The sequence below is a fragment of the Actinomadura gamaensis genome, from assembly GCF_042652125.1.
Lineage (GTDB): Bacteria > Actinomycetota > Actinomycetes > Streptosporangiales > Streptosporangiaceae > Spirillospora > Spirillospora gamaensis.
This window is the reverse complement of sequence record NZ_JBHSIT010000001.1, coordinates 934,254-949,613: the sequence shown is the minus strand read 5'-3', so window position 1 is coordinate 949,613 and position 15,360 is coordinate 934,254. Positions and strand designations below refer to the sequence as shown.

Annotated in this window: 16 protein-coding genes; 5 read left to right on the top strand and 11 right to left on the bottom strand. The window is 73.4% G+C overall.

Annotated features, from left to right (window positions below):
- Positions 1-40 precede the first annotated feature (40 nt).
- Entirely contained in the window at positions 41-2,158 is a 2,118-nt protein-coding gene (locus ACFPCY_RS04390) for an MMPL family transporter (protein WP_378252241.1), read from the bottom strand.
- Positions 2,159-2,310: 152 nt separating this feature from the next.
- Between ACFPCY_RS04390 and ACFPCY_RS04385 the strand changes: the two genes are divergently transcribed.
- Positions 2,311-2,643 carry a cytidine deaminase gene (locus tag ACFPCY_RS04385; protein WP_378252240.1) on the top strand — a complete coding sequence of 111 codons (333 nt, stop codon included), beginning with the start codon at positions 2,311-2,313 and terminating at the stop codon, positions 2,641-2,643.
- Positions 2,644-2,670: 27 nt separating this feature from the next.
- Here the strand turns inward: ACFPCY_RS04385 and ACFPCY_RS04380 are convergent, their stop codons facing one another.
- The 5 genes from ACFPCY_RS04380 to ACFPCY_RS04360 form a co-directional block, all read right to left on the bottom strand.
- On the bottom strand, positions 2,671-3,429 hold the full coding sequence (locus ACFPCY_RS04380) for a hypothetical protein (RefSeq protein WP_378252239.1): 759 nt from the start codon (positions 3,427-3,429) through the stop codon (positions 2,671-2,673).
- A 167-nt stretch (positions 3,430-3,596) separates the two neighbouring features.
- Complete coding sequence (locus ACFPCY_RS04375) at positions 3,597-4,889, bottom strand: hemolysin family protein (RefSeq protein ID WP_378252238.1); 1,293 nt, start codon at positions 4,887-4,889, stop codon at positions 3,597-3,599.
- A complete protein-coding gene (gene ybeY, locus ACFPCY_RS04370) occupies positions 4,886-5,365 on the bottom strand; it encodes an rRNA maturation RNase YbeY (RefSeq protein ID WP_378252237.1) in 480 nt (159 codons plus the stop codon). Before ybeY ends, ACFPCY_RS04375 begins: the two co-directional genes overlap by 4 nt.
- Before the next feature lie 6 nt (positions 5,366-5,371).
- Positions 5,372-6,433, bottom strand: coding sequence for a PhoH family protein (locus tag ACFPCY_RS04365; RefSeq protein ID WP_378252236.1), 1,062 nt, complete (start codon positions 6,431-6,433; stop codon positions 5,372-5,374).
- A gap of 145 nt (positions 6,434-6,578) precedes the next feature.
- Positions 6,579-6,935, bottom strand: coding sequence for a histidine triad nucleotide-binding protein (locus tag ACFPCY_RS04360; RefSeq protein ID WP_378252235.1), 357 nt, complete (start codon positions 6,933-6,935; stop codon positions 6,579-6,581).
- Between the two features lie 342 nt (positions 6,936-7,277).
- Here ACFPCY_RS04360 and ACFPCY_RS04355 point away from each other — a divergent pair, with 342 nt between their 5' ends.
- Together ACFPCY_RS04355 and ACFPCY_RS04350 are read left to right on the top strand one after the other, a co-directional pair.
- A complete protein-coding gene (locus ACFPCY_RS04355) occupies positions 7,278-7,865 on the top strand; it encodes a SigE family RNA polymerase sigma factor (protein ID WP_301323450.1) in 588 nt (195 codons plus the stop codon).
- Positions 7,862-8,542, top strand: coding sequence for a hypothetical protein (locus ACFPCY_RS04350; protein WP_378252234.1), 681 nt, complete (start codon positions 7,862-7,864; stop codon positions 8,540-8,542). Before ACFPCY_RS04355 ends, ACFPCY_RS04350 begins: the two co-directional genes overlap by 4 nt.
- A gap of 226 nt (positions 8,543-8,768) precedes the next feature.
- Here ACFPCY_RS04350 and ACFPCY_RS04345 read toward each other — a convergent pair whose 3' ends face one another.
- The 3 genes from ACFPCY_RS04345 to hrcA form a co-directional block, all read right to left on the bottom strand.
- Positions 8,769-9,500 (bottom strand): 16S rRNA (uracil(1498)-N(3))-methyltransferase, encoded by a 732-nt coding sequence (locus tag ACFPCY_RS04345; RefSeq protein ID WP_378252233.1) that lies wholly within the window; start codon positions 9,498-9,500, stop codon positions 8,769-8,771.
- 85 nt (positions 9,501-9,585) lie between these two features.
- Positions 9,586-10,722, bottom strand: a complete 1,137-nt coding sequence (dnaJ, locus tag ACFPCY_RS04340; protein WP_378252232.1) for a molecular chaperone DnaJ — start codon at positions 10,720-10,722, stop codon at positions 9,586-9,588.
- Positions 10,723-11,736, bottom strand: coding sequence for a heat-inducible transcriptional repressor HrcA (gene hrcA, locus ACFPCY_RS04335; protein ID WP_378252231.1), 1,014 nt, complete (start codon positions 11,734-11,736; stop codon positions 10,723-10,725).
- 172 nt (positions 11,737-11,908) lie between these two features.
- Here hrcA and ACFPCY_RS04330 point away from each other — a divergent pair, with 172 nt between their 5' ends.
- Together ACFPCY_RS04330 and ACFPCY_RS04325 are read left to right on the top strand one after the other, a co-directional pair.
- Entirely contained in the window at positions 11,909-12,727 is an 819-nt protein-coding gene (locus tag ACFPCY_RS04330) for a DUF3097 domain-containing protein (RefSeq protein ID WP_378252230.1), read from the top strand.
- Between the two features lie 144 nt (positions 12,728-12,871).
- A complete protein-coding gene (locus tag ACFPCY_RS04325) occupies positions 12,872-13,435 on the top strand; it encodes a DUF4870 domain-containing protein (RefSeq protein ID WP_378252229.1) in 564 nt (187 codons plus the stop codon).
- A gap of 69 nt (positions 13,436-13,504) precedes the next feature.
- Here ACFPCY_RS04325 and hemW read toward each other — a convergent pair whose 3' ends face one another.
- On the bottom strand, positions 13,505-14,707 hold the full coding sequence (gene hemW / locus ACFPCY_RS04320; protein WP_378252228.1) for a radical SAM family heme chaperone HemW: 1,203 nt from the start codon (positions 14,705-14,707) through the stop codon (positions 13,505-13,507).
- Between the two features lie 68 nt (positions 14,708-14,775).
- Positions 14,776-15,231, bottom strand: a complete 456-nt coding sequence (locus ACFPCY_RS04315) for an antitoxin YezG family protein (protein WP_378252227.1) — start codon at positions 15,229-15,231, stop codon at positions 14,776-14,778.
- Between the last annotated feature and the right edge of the window lie 129 nt (positions 15,232-15,360).

Below are 15,360 nucleotides of genomic sequence, written 5' to 3'. Positions count from 1 at the left end.
TCCGCGCGATCAGACCGGCACGGGCGCCCGCTCCGCGCAATCAGACGGGGACGGGCGTCCGCTCCTCGGGCCCGGCGGACCCGTGCGGGTCGAACTCGGGCAGGACGCGGGCCAGCGGCTTCGGCAGCCACCAGTTCGCCCGGCCCAGCAGCGCCATCGTCGCCGGCACCAGGACGAGCCGGACGAGCGTGGCGTCCAGCGCCACCGCGACCGCGAGCCCCACGCCCATCTGCTTGATCACCAGGCTGGGATCGGAGGCGAACCCGGCGAACACCGCGACCATGATCAGCGCCGCGCTGGAGATCACCCGGCCGGTCGCGGCGAGGCCGGAGCCGACCGAGCCGCGCGCGTCACCGGTGCGCAGCCAGTCCTCCCGGACGCGGGAGAGCAGGAACACCTCGTAGTCCATCGAGACGCCGAACAGCACGACGAACATCAGCAGCGTGATGAAGCTGGAGACCGGGACGCTGTGCGGCAGACCGAGCAGCGTCGCGCCCCATCCCCACTGGAAGACCGCGACGAGCACGCCGTAGGCGGCCCCGATCGACAGCAGGTTCATCGCGGCGGCCTTCAGCGGCGCGAGCACCGACCGGAACACCAGCAGGAGCATGACGAACGAGGTCGCGACCACGACGCCGATCACGGGCCAGAGCCGGTCGTCCAGGCGGCGGTTCAGGTCCACGTAGATCGCGGTCAGGCCGGTGATCTCCGCGCCGCGCGGGAGGGCGTGCGCGCGCAGCCGGTCCACGACGCCGGGGCCGCGCTCGTCCTGAGGGCCGTAGGCGGGCGTCGCGACGAGCACGGCCGCGCCGCCGTCGGGGGAGAACTGCGGCGGCGCGACGTTCACGACGCCTTCGGTGTGCGCGACGCGCTGCTGGATCGCGGGAAGTTCGGCGCGGTTCACTTGGCGGAGGTCCACGGCGATGAGCAGCGGGCCGTTCGCGCCGGGGCCGTAGCCGTCCGCGAGCAGGTCGTAAGCGCGCCGGACGGTGCTGGACGACGGCTCGCTGCTGGCGTCGCTCGGCCACGTCCGCATCCCGGCGGCGGGCGCGGCGAGGGCGAGGAGGATCACCAGGCTCGCGAGGAGCCACGCCCACGGGTGCCGTCCGACGTGCCCGGCCCAGCGGCGGACGAGCGGCCCGTCGGTGCGCACGGCCGCCCCGGACGCCCGGTCGCGGCGGCGCAGCACCCGGCGTCCGGCCAGCCCGAGGACGGCGGGCAGCAGGGTGAGCGCGCTCAGCACGGTCGCGGCGACGACGATCCCGGTCGCGAAGCCCATGGTCATGAACACCGGGACGCCCGACAGCAGCAGCCCGCACAGCGCGAGCAGCACGGTGAACCCGGCGAACAGCACGGACATGCCCGCCGTCGCGGTCGCGCGGCCGACCGCCTCCGGCACGGGCAGCCCCTCGGCGAGGCCCTCGCGGTGCCGGGTCAGGATGAACAGCGCGTAGTCGATCCCGACGCCGAGCCCGACCATGATCGCGAGGGTCGGCGCGGTGGTGGCGATGTCGGTGGCGGCGGCGAGCAGGGTGATTCCGGAGACGCCGACGCCGAGCCCGGCGAGCGCGACCGCGAGCGGCAGCCCGGCCGCCACCACGGAACCGAACGCCAGGAACAGGATGACCAGGGCCGCGACGACGCCGACGCCCTCGCCGACACCGCCCGGCGCGCCCACGTTCTCCGGTAGCTGCCCGCCGAACTCGACCGCGTAACCGGCCGCCTTCAGCCCGGCCGTGGCGTCCCGAAGCCGGTCGAGCGACGCCGCGGGCGCGAGATCGGTGACCGGCACGTCGTACCGGACGGTCAGCAGCGACGTCGCGCCGTCCTTGCCCGGTGGGGTCGGCTCCACGGCCGCGACGTGCGGCAACGCGCGCAGCTCCGCCCCGGCGGCCCGGATCCGGGCCTGGTCCACCGGCCCGGACGGGTTGTGCACGACCACCCGGGCGTCCGCGCCGGACAGCGCCGGGAACCGCTCGGCCAGCAGGTCGGACGCGCGCTGCGCGCCGCTGCCCGACAGCCGGTAGTTGTCATGGGTCGCGCCGCCGAACGCGGCCGCCAGGCCGGCGAACGCGCCGACCGCGACCAGCCAGACGATGATCATCCGCCAGGGCCGCAGCGCGGCGGCCCTTCCCAGGCGGTACAGCAGACGGGACATTCCGGAGCTCCCCAAGGACGTCGCAGGTGAACGTCCACAGGCTGGCCCGCCCCACTTGCCGGGCACATGCGAGCCACTTGCCGGAGACTTGCGGGCGCTCGCCGGGGACTTGCGATCGGCCGCCGGGACCGGACGTCGGTAGGCTGGCGGGCGTGACCGAGCTGAACCCCGAGGACTCCAAGATCATCACGCTGGCCCGCTCGTCCCGGGCCCGCACCGGCGCCGCCGAGGGCGCGGCGGTGCGCGACGAGACCGGCCGCACCTACGCCGCGACCAGCGTGGACCTGCCGTCGCTGAAACTGTCGGCGCTCCAGGTCGCGGTCGCGATGGCCGTGTCCAGCGGCGCGGAGGACCTGGAGGCCGCCGCGCTCGTCACCGCCGCCGGCACCGCGTCCGACGCGGACGTCGCGGCCGTGCGCGACCTCGGCTCCAAGGCCCCCGTCCTGGTCGCCGCCCCCGACGGCACCCTCCGCACCACCCTCTGACCGCCGCGGCGCCCCCTCCTGCGGCCGCTAGGGCTGCGGCGTCGGGGTCAGGACGACCTCGCGTTCGGGCGCGGCCGCCGCTCGGCTCATGACGCGCGCCAGCACCGACCGGATCTGCTTCTCTCCGTCGCCGTCGAACTCCCCGGGAGCGGCGAACACGACCAGGTCGTCCTTGGCGCGGGCGAACATGACGTCCAGGCCGTAGCGGCGTCCGCCGTCCGGGTGGCTGTACCGGGCGGCGACCGCGTCCGCCAGCGTGTCCGGATGGTCGAGCGGGGTGCGCGAGAGGCCGCGCTTGTCGAATTTCCTGCCGTCCCACCCGGTGTCGCCGGGCAGGGCGAAGTCGAGGGACGGGCAGCCCGCGGTCGCCTGGCGGGCCTCCTCGACGCGCCGCGCGGCCTCACCGGGCCGCAGCCGCAGCACGTGCTCGACCACGCTCACCGCCGGGTCCGCCCGGTAGAACGCCGCGTGCGTCTGCGGGACGTCCCGCCGCGCGAGCGACGACTTGGCGCTCGCCTCGTCCACCATCCGCAGCAACCGCGCGCACTCGGGGCCGGACGGCCGCATCCCCCGGAAGACCTCCTGATCTTCGGCGGGCATGAAGCCCTCCGGGACGTCGCTCAGCCGGATCGCCGCCGACGACAGCCGCGCCGACGAGGCGTCCAGGGCGGCCTCCGCCGCGCCGCGCATCGCCGCGCGCTCCGCCCCGCAGCCGGACGCGGCCAGCGCCGACACCGCCGAGACGGCCACCGCGAACGCCACACGACGCCCCACCGAGCGCGCCATGGAATCCCCCCGAACCCCGAGCCCCCGAACCGGGAGCCGCCGGCCGTCCGGCCGGCGTGACACGGGTGATCATGCCCGCGCCCCGCCGAGGTTTAACACCGCCCGATCACGGTCAGCGGCGGGCCGACGACGTTCCGGAGCCGGCCTCGCTCAGGAGCCGGCGGCGCTCAGGAGCCGGCGGCGACGGCCTCGTCGTCGGGCTTCTCGCGGTGCACCAGGACCGTTCCGATCCGGTTGCGGCGGCCCTCCAGCGACTCGGCCCGCAGCCGCAGTCCGGCCACCGTCGCCGTCGCGCCCTCGATCGGGACGCGGCCGAGCGCGTACGCCAGCAGCCCGCCGACCGTGTCCACGTCGTCCACCTCGATCTCGACGTCGAACAGCTCGGCCAGGTCCTCCACCGGGAGCCGGGAGGTGACCCGCGCGGTGTCGCCGTCCAGCCAGGCCACCGGCGGGATCTCCACGTCGTACTCGTCGGTGATCTCCCCGACGATCTCCTCCAGGATGTCCTCGATGGTGACCAGCCCGGCGGTGCCGCCGTACTCGTCGATCACGATCGCGACGTGGATCCGGCGGGCCTGCATCTCGCGGAGCAGCTCGTCCACCGGCTTGGAGTCCGGCACGTACGTCGCGGTCCGCATCACCGACTCGACCGACGCGCCGCCGCGCGCCGGGTTCTCGTGCGTCGCGCGGACGATGTCCTTCAGGTAGGCGATCCCGACGACGTCGTCCTCGTTCTCGCCGACCACCGGGATCCGCGAGAACCCCGAGCGCAGCGCCAGCGACATCGCCTGCCGCAGCGACTTGTCCCGCTCGATGAACACCATGTCGGTGCGCGGCACCATCACCTCGCGGACGAGCGTGTCCCCCAGCTCGAACACCGAGTGGATCATCTGCCGCTCGTCCGGCTCGATCAGGCTGCGCTGCTCGGCCAGGTCCACCAGGTCGCGCAGCTCCGCCTCGGTCGCGAACGGACCCTCGCGGAACCCCTTGCCCGGCGTCAGCGCGTTGCCGAGCAGGATCAGCAGCCGCGGCAGCGGCCCGAACACCCGCGCCACCGGCGGGATCACCGTCGCGCCCGCGAGCGCGAACCGCTCCGCGTGCTGCAACCCCAGCGTGCGCGGGCCGACGCCGACCGCCACGAAGCTCACGAAGATCATCACGACCGCCGCGGTGACGTACGCCTGCCACGTCTCGCCCAGCCAGGACACGCACAGGTCCGCCACGATCACGGTCGCGACGACCTCGCAGCCGATCCGCAGCAGCAGCACCACGTTCACGTACGGCGCCGGATCGGCCACGATCTCGGTCAGCTTCAGCGCGCCCCGGCGGCCCGCCGCGGCCAGCTCGCCCACCCGGTGCCGGGAGATCCGGGCCAGCGCGGCCTCGGTGCCCGCCAGCAGACCCGCCACGATCACCAGGACGACCGCCAGCCCCAGCAGCCATCCCTGCCCGGCCGTCATGTCGCGGAGTTCTTCTCCCGCCAGGACCCGAGCAGCTCGTCCTGGAGCCCGAACATCTCCTTGTGCTCGTCGGGCTCGGCGTGGTCGTACCCGAGCAGGTGCAGGATGCCGTGCGTGGTCAGCAGCTCCAGCTCCGCCTCGGTCGAGTGCCCGGCCTGCGCGGCCTGCCGCTCGGCCACCGCCGGGCACAGCACCACGTCGCCGAGCAGCCCCGGGTCGAGCTCACCGTCGTCGCCCGCGCCGCCGTCGAGCTGGCCGGGGCGCAGCTCGTCCATCGGGAAGGACAGCACGTCGGTCGGGCCCGGCTCGTCCATCCACTTGACATGCAGCTCGGCCATCGCCTCCTCGTCGACGAGAAGGATCGACAGCTCCGCCAGCGGGTGCACCCGCATCCCGTCCAGCACGTGCCGGGCCAGGTCGGAGATGGCGTGCTCGTCCACGGGCACGCCGGACTCGTTCAGTACCTCGATGCTCACCGGTCGCTACCGTCCCCGCTTGCGCGGCGCGCCCCCGCGCGCCGCCTGCTTGCCCAGCTCCGCCACCCGGGACTCGTCGAACCGGTTGTAGGCGTCCACGATGTCGGTCACCAGCTTGTGCCGGACGACGTCGTGGCTGTTCAGCCGGCAGAAGTGGATGTCGTCCACGCCGTCCAGGATGCGCTGGACGACCCGGAGCCCGCTCTCCTGCCCGTTCGGCAGGTCCACCTGCGTGACGTCGCCGGTCACCACGACCTTCGACCCGAACCCGAGCCGGGTGAGGAACATCTTCATCTGCTCGGGCGAGGTGTTCTGCGCCTCGTCCAGGATGATGAACGAGTCGTTCAGCGTCCTACCCCGCATGTACGCCAGCGGGGCGACCTCGATCGTGCCCGCCGCCATCAGCCGCGGGATCGAGTCGGGGTCGACCATGTCGTGCAGCGCGTCGTAGAGGGGGCGCAGGTAGGGGTCGATCTTCTCGTAGAGGGTGCCGGGGAGGAACCCGAGCCGCTCCCCCGCCTCGACGGCCGGACGGGTGAGGATGATGCGGTTGACCTTCTTGTCCTGCAGCGCCTTGACCGCCTTGGCCATGGCCAGGTAGGTCTTGCCGGTGCCCGCCGGGCCGATGCCGAACACGATGGTGTGCTTGTCGATCGCGTCGACGTAGCGCTTCTGGTTCAGCGTCTTCGGCCGGATCGTGCGGCCCCGGCTGGACAGCACGTCCAGCGTCAGGACCTCGGCCGGCCGTTCGGCGGACCCGGCGCGGAGCATGGCGAGACTGCGCTCGACCGCGTCCGGGGTGAGCTGCGCGCCGCCGTTCAGCAGGTCGATCAGCTCGGCGAACAGGCGGGAGACCAAGTCGGTCTCGGCGGGGGCGCCGGTGACGGTGATCTCGTTGCCGCGGACGTGGATGTCGCTGCGGAACGCCGTCTCGATCACGTGGAGCAACTCGTCCCGGGAGCCCAGCAGGCTCACCATGGAGTGGTCGTCCGGCACCACGATGCGGATCTGGGAACGCGCGCCGTTCTGCGCGGCGCCGTCGCTGCCCTGGTGTGTTGATTCGACCATCAGCCGGGCCTTGCGGCCTGTCGGACCTGCCTTCTCGTCGCCACGGGTATCACGCGGCCGTCCTTGCGGCGGCCACGTCTCCATGGTACCGACCGACGCGCGGCACGGTCTCCCCATTTGCCCCCGGCCGCCGACGGCCCGTCCCTCATCCGGGGGGCCACTCCAGGCCGCGGCCTCCGAGCAGGTGGGCGTGCACGTGGAAGACCGTCTGGCCGGCGTGGGCGCCGGTGTTGAACACGATCCGGTAGCCGGACTCGCCGACGCCCTCCTCGGCGGCCACCTCGGCCGCGAGGGTGATCACGTCGGCGAGCAGCGCCGGGGACGCGGCGGCGAGCTCGGCCGCGGTCGGGTGGTGCTCCTTCGGGATCACCAGCACGTGCGTGGGCGCCTGCGGGTTGATGTCGCGGAACGCCAGCGCCGTCCCGGTCTCCCGGACGACCGTCGCCGGCACCTCCTTGGCCACGATCTTGCAGAACAGGCAGTCCGCCGTGCTCGCTTCCATCGTCACGTCCTCCGTCTCGCGAAGCCGGTCCCAAATCCTAGCGAGCGTTCGCCGAAAACGAGTTTTCCCGTCCCGACCTGCGAAGCCGACTCAGGCCGTGACCAACGCCACCCGCAGCGGGTAAGGTCCTTGATCGACCCTCGGTGGAACCTTCGGTGGATCGCCGCATTCCGGCGTGTCACTGGACTAGGGTTCCATGTCAGGCGTTCCCCCCGGCCCGGGTCTCCGAGCCGCGCCTGGACCGGTCGGGTGCGCCCTGTCACGGCCCGCCCCCGTGACCGCCCGAAGGTGGGTTCGGGGGACGGCAAAGGCGGCGGATAGGTGACCGAGGCACAGCAGAAGATGCCCTTTCGTAAACCGGACGACGAGGGTGCGCGTCCCACAGACGTGACCGAGACCCTCGTGGCCAGGGGAACGGCGGGGGCAGTCGCCGTCGCCTGGGACGCCGATCAGGCGGTGACCGCGCTCTACAGCGCCAACTACCGCTCGCTGGTCAGGCTGGCCGCCATGCTCGTCCGGGACGCGGGAACGGCAGAGGAGGTCGTCCAGGACGCCTTCGTCGCGATGCACGGCGGCTGGCGCCGCCTCCGCGACCCCGACAAGGCGCTGTCCTACCTGCGGCAGGCGGTGGTCAACCGGTCGCGCTCGGTGTTGCGGCACCGCGCCGTGGTGGAGAAGTACGCTCCGAAGGGGCTGCCCGACGCCCCCAGCGCGGAGGCCGGCGCCATCGGCGAGCTGGAGCGCTCGGCGGTGGTCGACGCGCTGCACCGGCTGCCGGCGCGGCAGCGCGAGGCCCTGGTGCTGCGCTACTACGCCGATTTGTCCGAAGCGGAGATCGCCGCGACGATGGGCATCTCGAAGGGCGCCGTGAAGAGCCACACGGCGCGCGGGATGGCCGCGTTGCGCAACGTTCTGGAGCAGTTCTCATGACCACGGGCCCCCACGACGAGCACGGCGAGATCCTGCGCCGTGCCCTGCACGCGGAGGCGGAGCGGGTCACCCCCTCGGCTGACGGGCTGGAGCGCATCCGCGCCCGCGTGGCCGAGCGGGAGCGGCGGCGGTTTCCGGGCCGGACCGGCTGGGAGTGGTTCACCGCCAACTGGACGCGGCCCGTCCTCGCCGTCGGCGCGGCGGTGGCGATCGCGGGCCTGGGCGTGTCGGCGCCCCAGACGTTCGACCTGATCCAGTCCCCGATGGGCAACGACGGCCCGTTCTCCAAGAGCCACCACGGTTCGCAGGGCGGCTCGGGCACGGGCTCGATCGACACCGGCTCCCCCACGCCCGGCGCGTCCACGCCCGGCCCGGACCCGTCTGGAACGGGGCATTCGACCAGCTCGCAGTTCCCGGTGTCGTCCACGGTGTCGCCGACGTGCCCGCCGTCCTCGACGCCCGCGCCCGGCACCTCGCCGAGCCACGGCCAGGCCAGGCGCGCACCGGCCGGGAAGTCCGCTTCGCCGCAGTGCCCGACCCACAAGCCGACGCCGAGCGTGACGCCCACGCCGAGCGTCCCGAGCACGCCGACGGCCAAGCCGACCGACTCGCCGCCGCCGTCGCCGAGCACGCCGCCCCCGACCCGCGAGCCCGAGGTTCCCACCACGAGCGGCTGAGCCCCCGAGCAGACGTGAAAGACCCCCGGACGGTCCGTCGTCCGGGGGTCTTTCACGTTCACGCGATCGAGAGGGCCATCGGCCCGCAAAGGACCTGCACCTGACGAACGGGCCGGCAGGCCGCGAGGGCGAGTCCTCGGGCCGCCGACGTCCAGTGGCTGCCGACGTCCAGTGGCTGCCGACGTCCAGTGGCTGCCGGCGTCCAGTGGCTACCAGCGTCCGGGGGCTACCAGCGTCCGGTGGCGGCGAGCAGGACGGAGGCGGCGGCGACGCCCGCCGTCGAGGTGCGCAGGACGGTCGGGCCGAGGAGCGTCGGGCGTCCCCCGGCGGCGGAGAGCCGCTCGACCTCCTCGTCCGTCAGACCGCCCTCGGGGCCGACCACGACGACGATCTCGCCGTCCGGCGGGGGCGCGAGCGCGGTCAGCGGCTCGGCGGCCTCCTCGTGCAGCAGGAGCGCGGCGGACGCGGCGGCGACGCGCTTCTCCACGTCCGCCGTGGACGCCAGGTCCGCCACGACCGGGAGGTGCGCGCGGCGCGCCTGCTTCGCCGCCTCGCGCGCCGTGGAACGCCAGCGGCCGAGTGACTTCTCGCGCCGCTCCGGCTTCCACTGGGTGACGCAGCGCGCGGCGGCCCACGGGACGATCTCGTCCACGCCGACCTCGGTCATGGTCTCGACGGCCAGCTCGCCCCGGTCGCCCTTCGGCAGCGCCTGGACGACCACCAGCCGCGGGCTCGGCGCGGGCACCCGCCGCCGCAACCGGACGTCCAGCGTGAGGGACGCCCTGTCGGCGGTGGCCACGACGCACTCGGCGACGAGGCCGGCGCCGTCGGTGAGGTCGACGCGCTCGCCGGGCCGCAGCCGCCGGACGGCCGCGGCGTGCCGCCCCTCCGGGCCGTCCAGCAGGACGCGGTCGTTCTCCAGGCGGCCCGGCTCGGCGAGGAAGACCGGCGCGCTCACCGGCCGTCCCCCCGCATCGCCGCCGGCGCCGACCGAAGCGCGGGGCGTCGGACGGTCACCGGGGCGGGGTGTCGGGTGGTGGGCATCAGTGCTGGTTGAAGACGTCCCGGAGGCGGGAGAAGACGCCGCGCTGGCCCGGCGCGAACTTGCCGGGCGGGCGCTCCTCGCCGCGCAGGGCGGCGAGGTTGCGCAGCAGCGCCTCCTGCTCCTCGTCCAGCTTGGTCGGGGTCTCGACGTTGACGTGGATGTGCAGGTCGCCGCGGCCGGACTCGTTCAGGTGCCGGACGCCGCGCCCGTACAGCCGGATCACCTCGCCGGACTGCGTGCCCGGCTTGATGTCGACCTCCTCCGCGCCGTCGAGCGTCTCGACGGTGACGCTGGTGCCGAGCGCGGCGGCGGTCATCGGGATGCCGACCGTGCAGTGCAGGTCGTCGCCCTCCCGCTCGAAGATCGGGTGCGGCTTCTCCACGATCTCCAGGAACAGGTCGCCGGGCGGGCCGCCGCCGGGGCCGACCTCGCCCTCGCCCGCGAGCTGGATGTGGATGCCGTTCTCCACGCCCGCGGGGATCTTGACCTTGACCGTCCGCCGGGTGCGGACCCGGCCGTCGCCGGAGCACTCGGGGCACGGGTGCCGGATGACCGAGCCGAAGCCCCCGCACTGCGGGCATGGGCGGGACGTCATGACCTGCCCGAGGAAGGACCGCTGGACCTGCTGCACCTCGCCCCGGCCCTGGCACATGTCGCAGGTCTCGGGGTGGGAGCCGGGGGCGGTGCCCTCGCCGTGGCAGGTGTCGCAGACCACCGCGGTGTCGATCGACAGCTCGCGGGTGGTGCCGAACGCCGTCTCGTTCAGGTCGAGCTCGACCCGGAGGGTGGCGTTGCGGCCGCGCCGCGCGCGCGAGCGGGGTCCGCGCGCGGACGCGGTGCCGAAGAAGGCGTCCATGATGTCGCTGAACGGGAAGCCCGCGCCGAAGCCGCCGGCCCCCGCGCCCGCGCCGCCGCCCGGGGCGAACGGATCGGCGCCGAGGTCGTACATCTCGCGCTTCTTCGGGTCGGAGAGCACCTCGTACGCCTGGGTGATCTCCTTGAACCGCTCCTGCGTCTCCGGATCGGGGTTGACGTCGGGATGCAGCTCGCGCGCGAGCCTCCGGTACGCCTTCTTGATCTCGTCCGCGCCGGCGTCGCGGCGGACGCCGAGGGTCGCGTAGTAGTCGTTGGCCACCTACGACCCCGCCAGGATCTGTCCGACGTAGCGTGCCACTGCCCGTACCGCTCCCATCGTGCCGGGGTAGTCCATCCGAGTAGGCCCGAGTACACCGAGGCGGGCCAGGGTGAGGTCGCCGACGCCGTAGCCGGCGGCGACCACGGAGGTCGAACGGAGCCCCTCGTCGGGGTTCTCCGTGCCGATCCGAACCGTAACAGTAGAGGAGTCGGCGGACTCGCCGAGCAGCCTCATCAGCACCACCTGCTCCTCCAGCGCCTCCAGGACGTCCCGGAGGCTGCGCGAGAAGTCCATCGCGGCGAGATTGGCGGCGCCCGCGAAGACGACCTTCTCCTCGTGCTTCTCGACCAGGGTCTCCAGGAGGACCGACAGCACCGCCGCGGCGACGGGACGCTCCTCCGGGGAGACCTGCTCGGGAAGTTCCGAGACCGCGCCCGGGACGTCGCCGAAGGCGAGACCGTCCAGGCACGTGTTGAGCAACGCCCGCAGGTGGCCGATCGATTCCTCGGGCAGCTCGGCGGGCGTCTCGATCACCCGCTGCTCCACCCGCCCGGTGTTGGTGATCAGGACGAGCAGCACCCGCCCGGTCGCGACCGGCACCAGCTCCACGTGCCGGACCGACGAGCGGGTCAGCGACGGGTACTGCACGACCGCGACCTGCCGGGTGAGCTGGGCGAGCAGCCGGACGGTGCGGCCGACCACGTCGTCGAGGTCGTAGGCCCCGGACAGGAACGTCTCGATGGCCCGCCGCTCCGCCTTGGACAGCGGCTTGATCGTGGACAGCCGGTCGACGAACAGCCGGTACCCCTTGTCGGTGGGGATCCGGCCGGCGCTGGTGTGCGGCTGCGCGATGTAACCCTGCTCCTCCAGGACGGCCATGTCGTTGCGGATGGTCGCCGGCGACACGCCGAGGTTGTGCCGGTCCACCAAGGCCTTGGAGCCGACCGGCTCATTGGTGGAGACGTAGTCCTCGACTATGGCGCGCAGGACCGCGAGTTTCCGGTCGTCGAGCACGTGGTCACCTCCCCTGCCCCCGTACTGGCACTCCATACTTACGAGTGCCAAGTGTACGGCCCGGCGGGGCCGTCGCGGATACGCCCCGAGCCCGGTTCGGCCCCCGCGCCGCGCGCCGCCGCGCCCGGCGGGGCGTTCTGCCGCGCTCCGTGAATCGTTATTGTCGTCCACCGTGCGGAGCAAGGACTACGGTGACGACGTTCTGGCGGGCGACTGGCGACGGCCCCTGAAGGGCACCATCCCGGAGGTCCCGGCCGAGCCGGGCCTGGTCGCCGAGGATCCCGCCAGCGGGTTCTGCGGCGCGGTCGTCGGCTGCGACAAGTTCGGCGTGACGCTGGAGGACCGGCACGGCAGGCGGCGGATCTTCCCGCTCGCCAAGGCCGGCTTCCTCATCGACGGCAGGCCGGTGACGCTGGTGCGGCCGGAACGGGCCGCGCCGGCGGGACCGGTGCGGTCGGCGTCCGGCTCGATCGCGGTGCGGGGCCTGAAGGCGCGGGTGGCCAAGGAGTCGCGGATCTACGTCGAGGGCGCGCACGACGCCGAGCTCGTCGAGAAGATCTGGGGGCACGACCTGCGCGTCGAGGGCGTCGTCGTGGAGTTCCTGGAGGGCGTGGACGACCTGCCCGCGATCGTCGAGGAGTTCGCCCCGGACGAGGGCCGGAAGCTGGGCGTGCTGGTCGACCACCTGGTGGCGGGCTCCAAGGAGAGCCGGATCGCCGCGCAGGTGTCGTCGCCGCACGTGCTCGTCACGGGCCATCCGTTCATCGACATCTGGGAGGCGGTCAAGCCCTCGGTGGTCGGCATCCGGGAGTGGCCGCGCGTGCCGCGCGGGATCCCCTGGAAGGAGGGCGTGCTGGACGCCCTGGGCTGGCGGATGGAGACCGGCGAGGCGTGGAGGCGCATCCTCGGCAAAGTGAACTCCTACGCCGACCTGGAGCCCGGACTGCTCGGCCGCGTCGAGGAACTCATCGACTTCGTGACCGTCCCTTGACCCTGGACATGACCGCGGTGGGAAGCATTTCGTGACCGGCCACTGACGCTACGCATTTCTTCCTTAGCTGGCGGAATATCAGCCTGCAACCGGTTCGTTACTCGTTGCGAGAGGCTTTCCGTGCACGCGCCAGAGGGGGAGACCATGACTGACCGCGCCGGCACGCCTACGAGGGAGCGCGCTCCCGTTCTCGCACGCCAGGCCGGTCCCGCGGCGGAGTACGAGCCGTGGACGCGCGTCCCGTCGGCCTACCGCGCCGACCCGGCCGCCCTGACCGGGGACGAGCCCGGCATGCCGCTCCCGCCGCCCGTCACCCGCTTCGAGCGGGACAAGGCGGGCTGGGCCGAGCTGAGCGGCCTGGTCGGCATGGCCGCCGCCTTCTGCCTCTCCGCCGTCACGTTCGGCGCCCTCGGCCTGGTGACCTGGATCGCGCCGCTCGTGTTCCACACGACGTTCAAGGGCCGCTCGGCGTTCGTCCGCTACCACGCCGCGCAGGCGCTCAACGTCCAGATCTCCGGCCTGGTGGTCGGCCTGACCGCGATCGCGCTCTCGGCCGCCACGCTCGGCGTGGGCCTGACGCTCGCGGCCCCGATCACGGGGATCTTCTGGCTCGCGCAGTTCGCCTACACGGTCCGCGCCACCACGCGCGCCGAGGAGGGCGACTGGTACGCGATCCCGGCCTTCCTGGCCTGGCCGATCGTCCGCTGATCCGGCGCTGTTCCGATCCCACGCCCCGCTGTCGGGGGGTGTCGGCCGAGCCGCTGGGCTCGGCCGGGATCAGGTGAGGTCGCGGACGACGGCGTCCGCGAGGAGACGGCCGCGCAGGGTCAGGACGGCGCGGCCGTCGCGAACGGGTTCCAGCAGGCCGTCCGCGACGAGGGTCCGGACGGTCCGCTCGTCCAGCAGGTCCACGGGGCAGCCGTCCGCGAGGCGCAGCTCCAGCATGATCCGCTCGATGCGCCGGTCGTCGTCGGTGAGGATCTCGCGCGCGTGCGCGGGCGTGACGCCCTCGGCGAGGCGCGACGCGTACGCGGCCGGGTGCTTGACGTTCCACCAGCGCGTCCCGCCGACGTGGCTGTGCGCGCCCGGCCCGACGCCCCACCAGTCCGCGCCCGTCCAGTACAGGACGTTGTGGCGGCACTCGGCGCCGGCGTCGCGCGCCCAGTTGGAGATCTCGTACCAGTTCAGGCCGTTCCCGGACAGCATCTCGTCGGCCATGAGGTACCGGTCGGCCATCGCGTCGTCGTCCGGGGCGGCCAGCTCGCCGCGCCTGACCTGCGCGGCCAGGCGCGTGCCGTCCTCCACGATCAGCGCGTACGCCGAGACGTGGTCGGGCTCACAGGCGAGGGCCGCCTCCAGGGACGCGCGCCAGTCGTCGTCGCTCTCCCCCGGCGTCCCGTAGATCAGGTCCAGGTTGACGTGCTCGAACCCGGCGGCGCGCGTCCACCCGACGACCTGCGGGACGCGTCCGGGCGTGTGCGTCCGGTCGAGGACCTTCAGGACGTGCTCGCGCGCGCTTTGCATGCCGTAGGAGACGCGCGTGAAACCGACCTCGCGCAGGCGCGCGAGGTACGCCTCGTCCACCGACTCGGGATTGGCCTCGGTCGTGACCTCGGCGCCCGGCGCGAGGCCGAACTCCTTGTCGATCGCCTCCAGCACGCGGCCCAGGTCGTCCGGCGAGAGCAGCGTCGGCGTGCCGCCGCCCACGAAGACCGTCTCGACGGGCAGGTCCGCGTCGCCCAGCACCCGCCGCGCCATCCGGACCTCGGCGACCGCCGTCTCCGCGTAGGAGTCGCGGCTCGCGCCGGGGCCCAGCTCGGTGGCCGTGTAGGTGTTGAAGTCGCAGTAGCCGCAGCGCGTCACGCAGAACGGCACGTGGACGTAGAAGGCGAACGGACGCTCGCCGAGCCCCGCGAGGGCGCCGCATGGCAGCGTCCCGTCGGCGGGGACGGGATCTCCGTCGGGAAGGGTCGAGGGCACCCCTCAAGTCTGCCCGGCCCGTCCGCCTGCTCGGAACGCCCGGCCCGCGCCCCGCGCCCTGCGCAAAATCAGTGCACGGACGGGCCGGCCTGGCGGAGCTTGGCGCGGAGCCACTCCGGAATGTGCTCCTCGGTGCGGGGGAAGCGGTCGAAGTCGACGCGGTAGGCGGACGGCCCGAGCGGCGGGGTGAAGTCGGGCTCGCCGTCGTAGTCGAACTCCGCGCTGAACCGGCCGGACCGCTCGACCGACAGCCTCGCGGTGAACCACGCGCCCTTGTCGCGCCGGTACATCGCGCGGCGCAGCTCGTCCATGCGGCCGACGGCCTGGCCGGGCGGCATCGCGGTGCGGGTCAGGCCGTCCGGCTCGACGATCTCGAAGGTGGCGCTGTCGATGCCGATCGTCGCGCGGAACTCCAGGCCCAGCCGCTCCCATCCCTCCGGCGCCGCCGAGCGCAGCGCGCGGACGGCGGCGTTCACCGCCTCCCGCTCGCGCGGGGTGCGGAGAACCTGCTCGGAGTCGGTCACGGTGGAACCTCCGGACGAGAGACGGAGCGGCGGGCACGGTGTGGCGGACGCGGACCGTCGCCCCGGGACGGCCGGGGCCTGCGACGAAGCCGTCCCTCATGACGGTACCGACATATCGGCGCAGGCCAA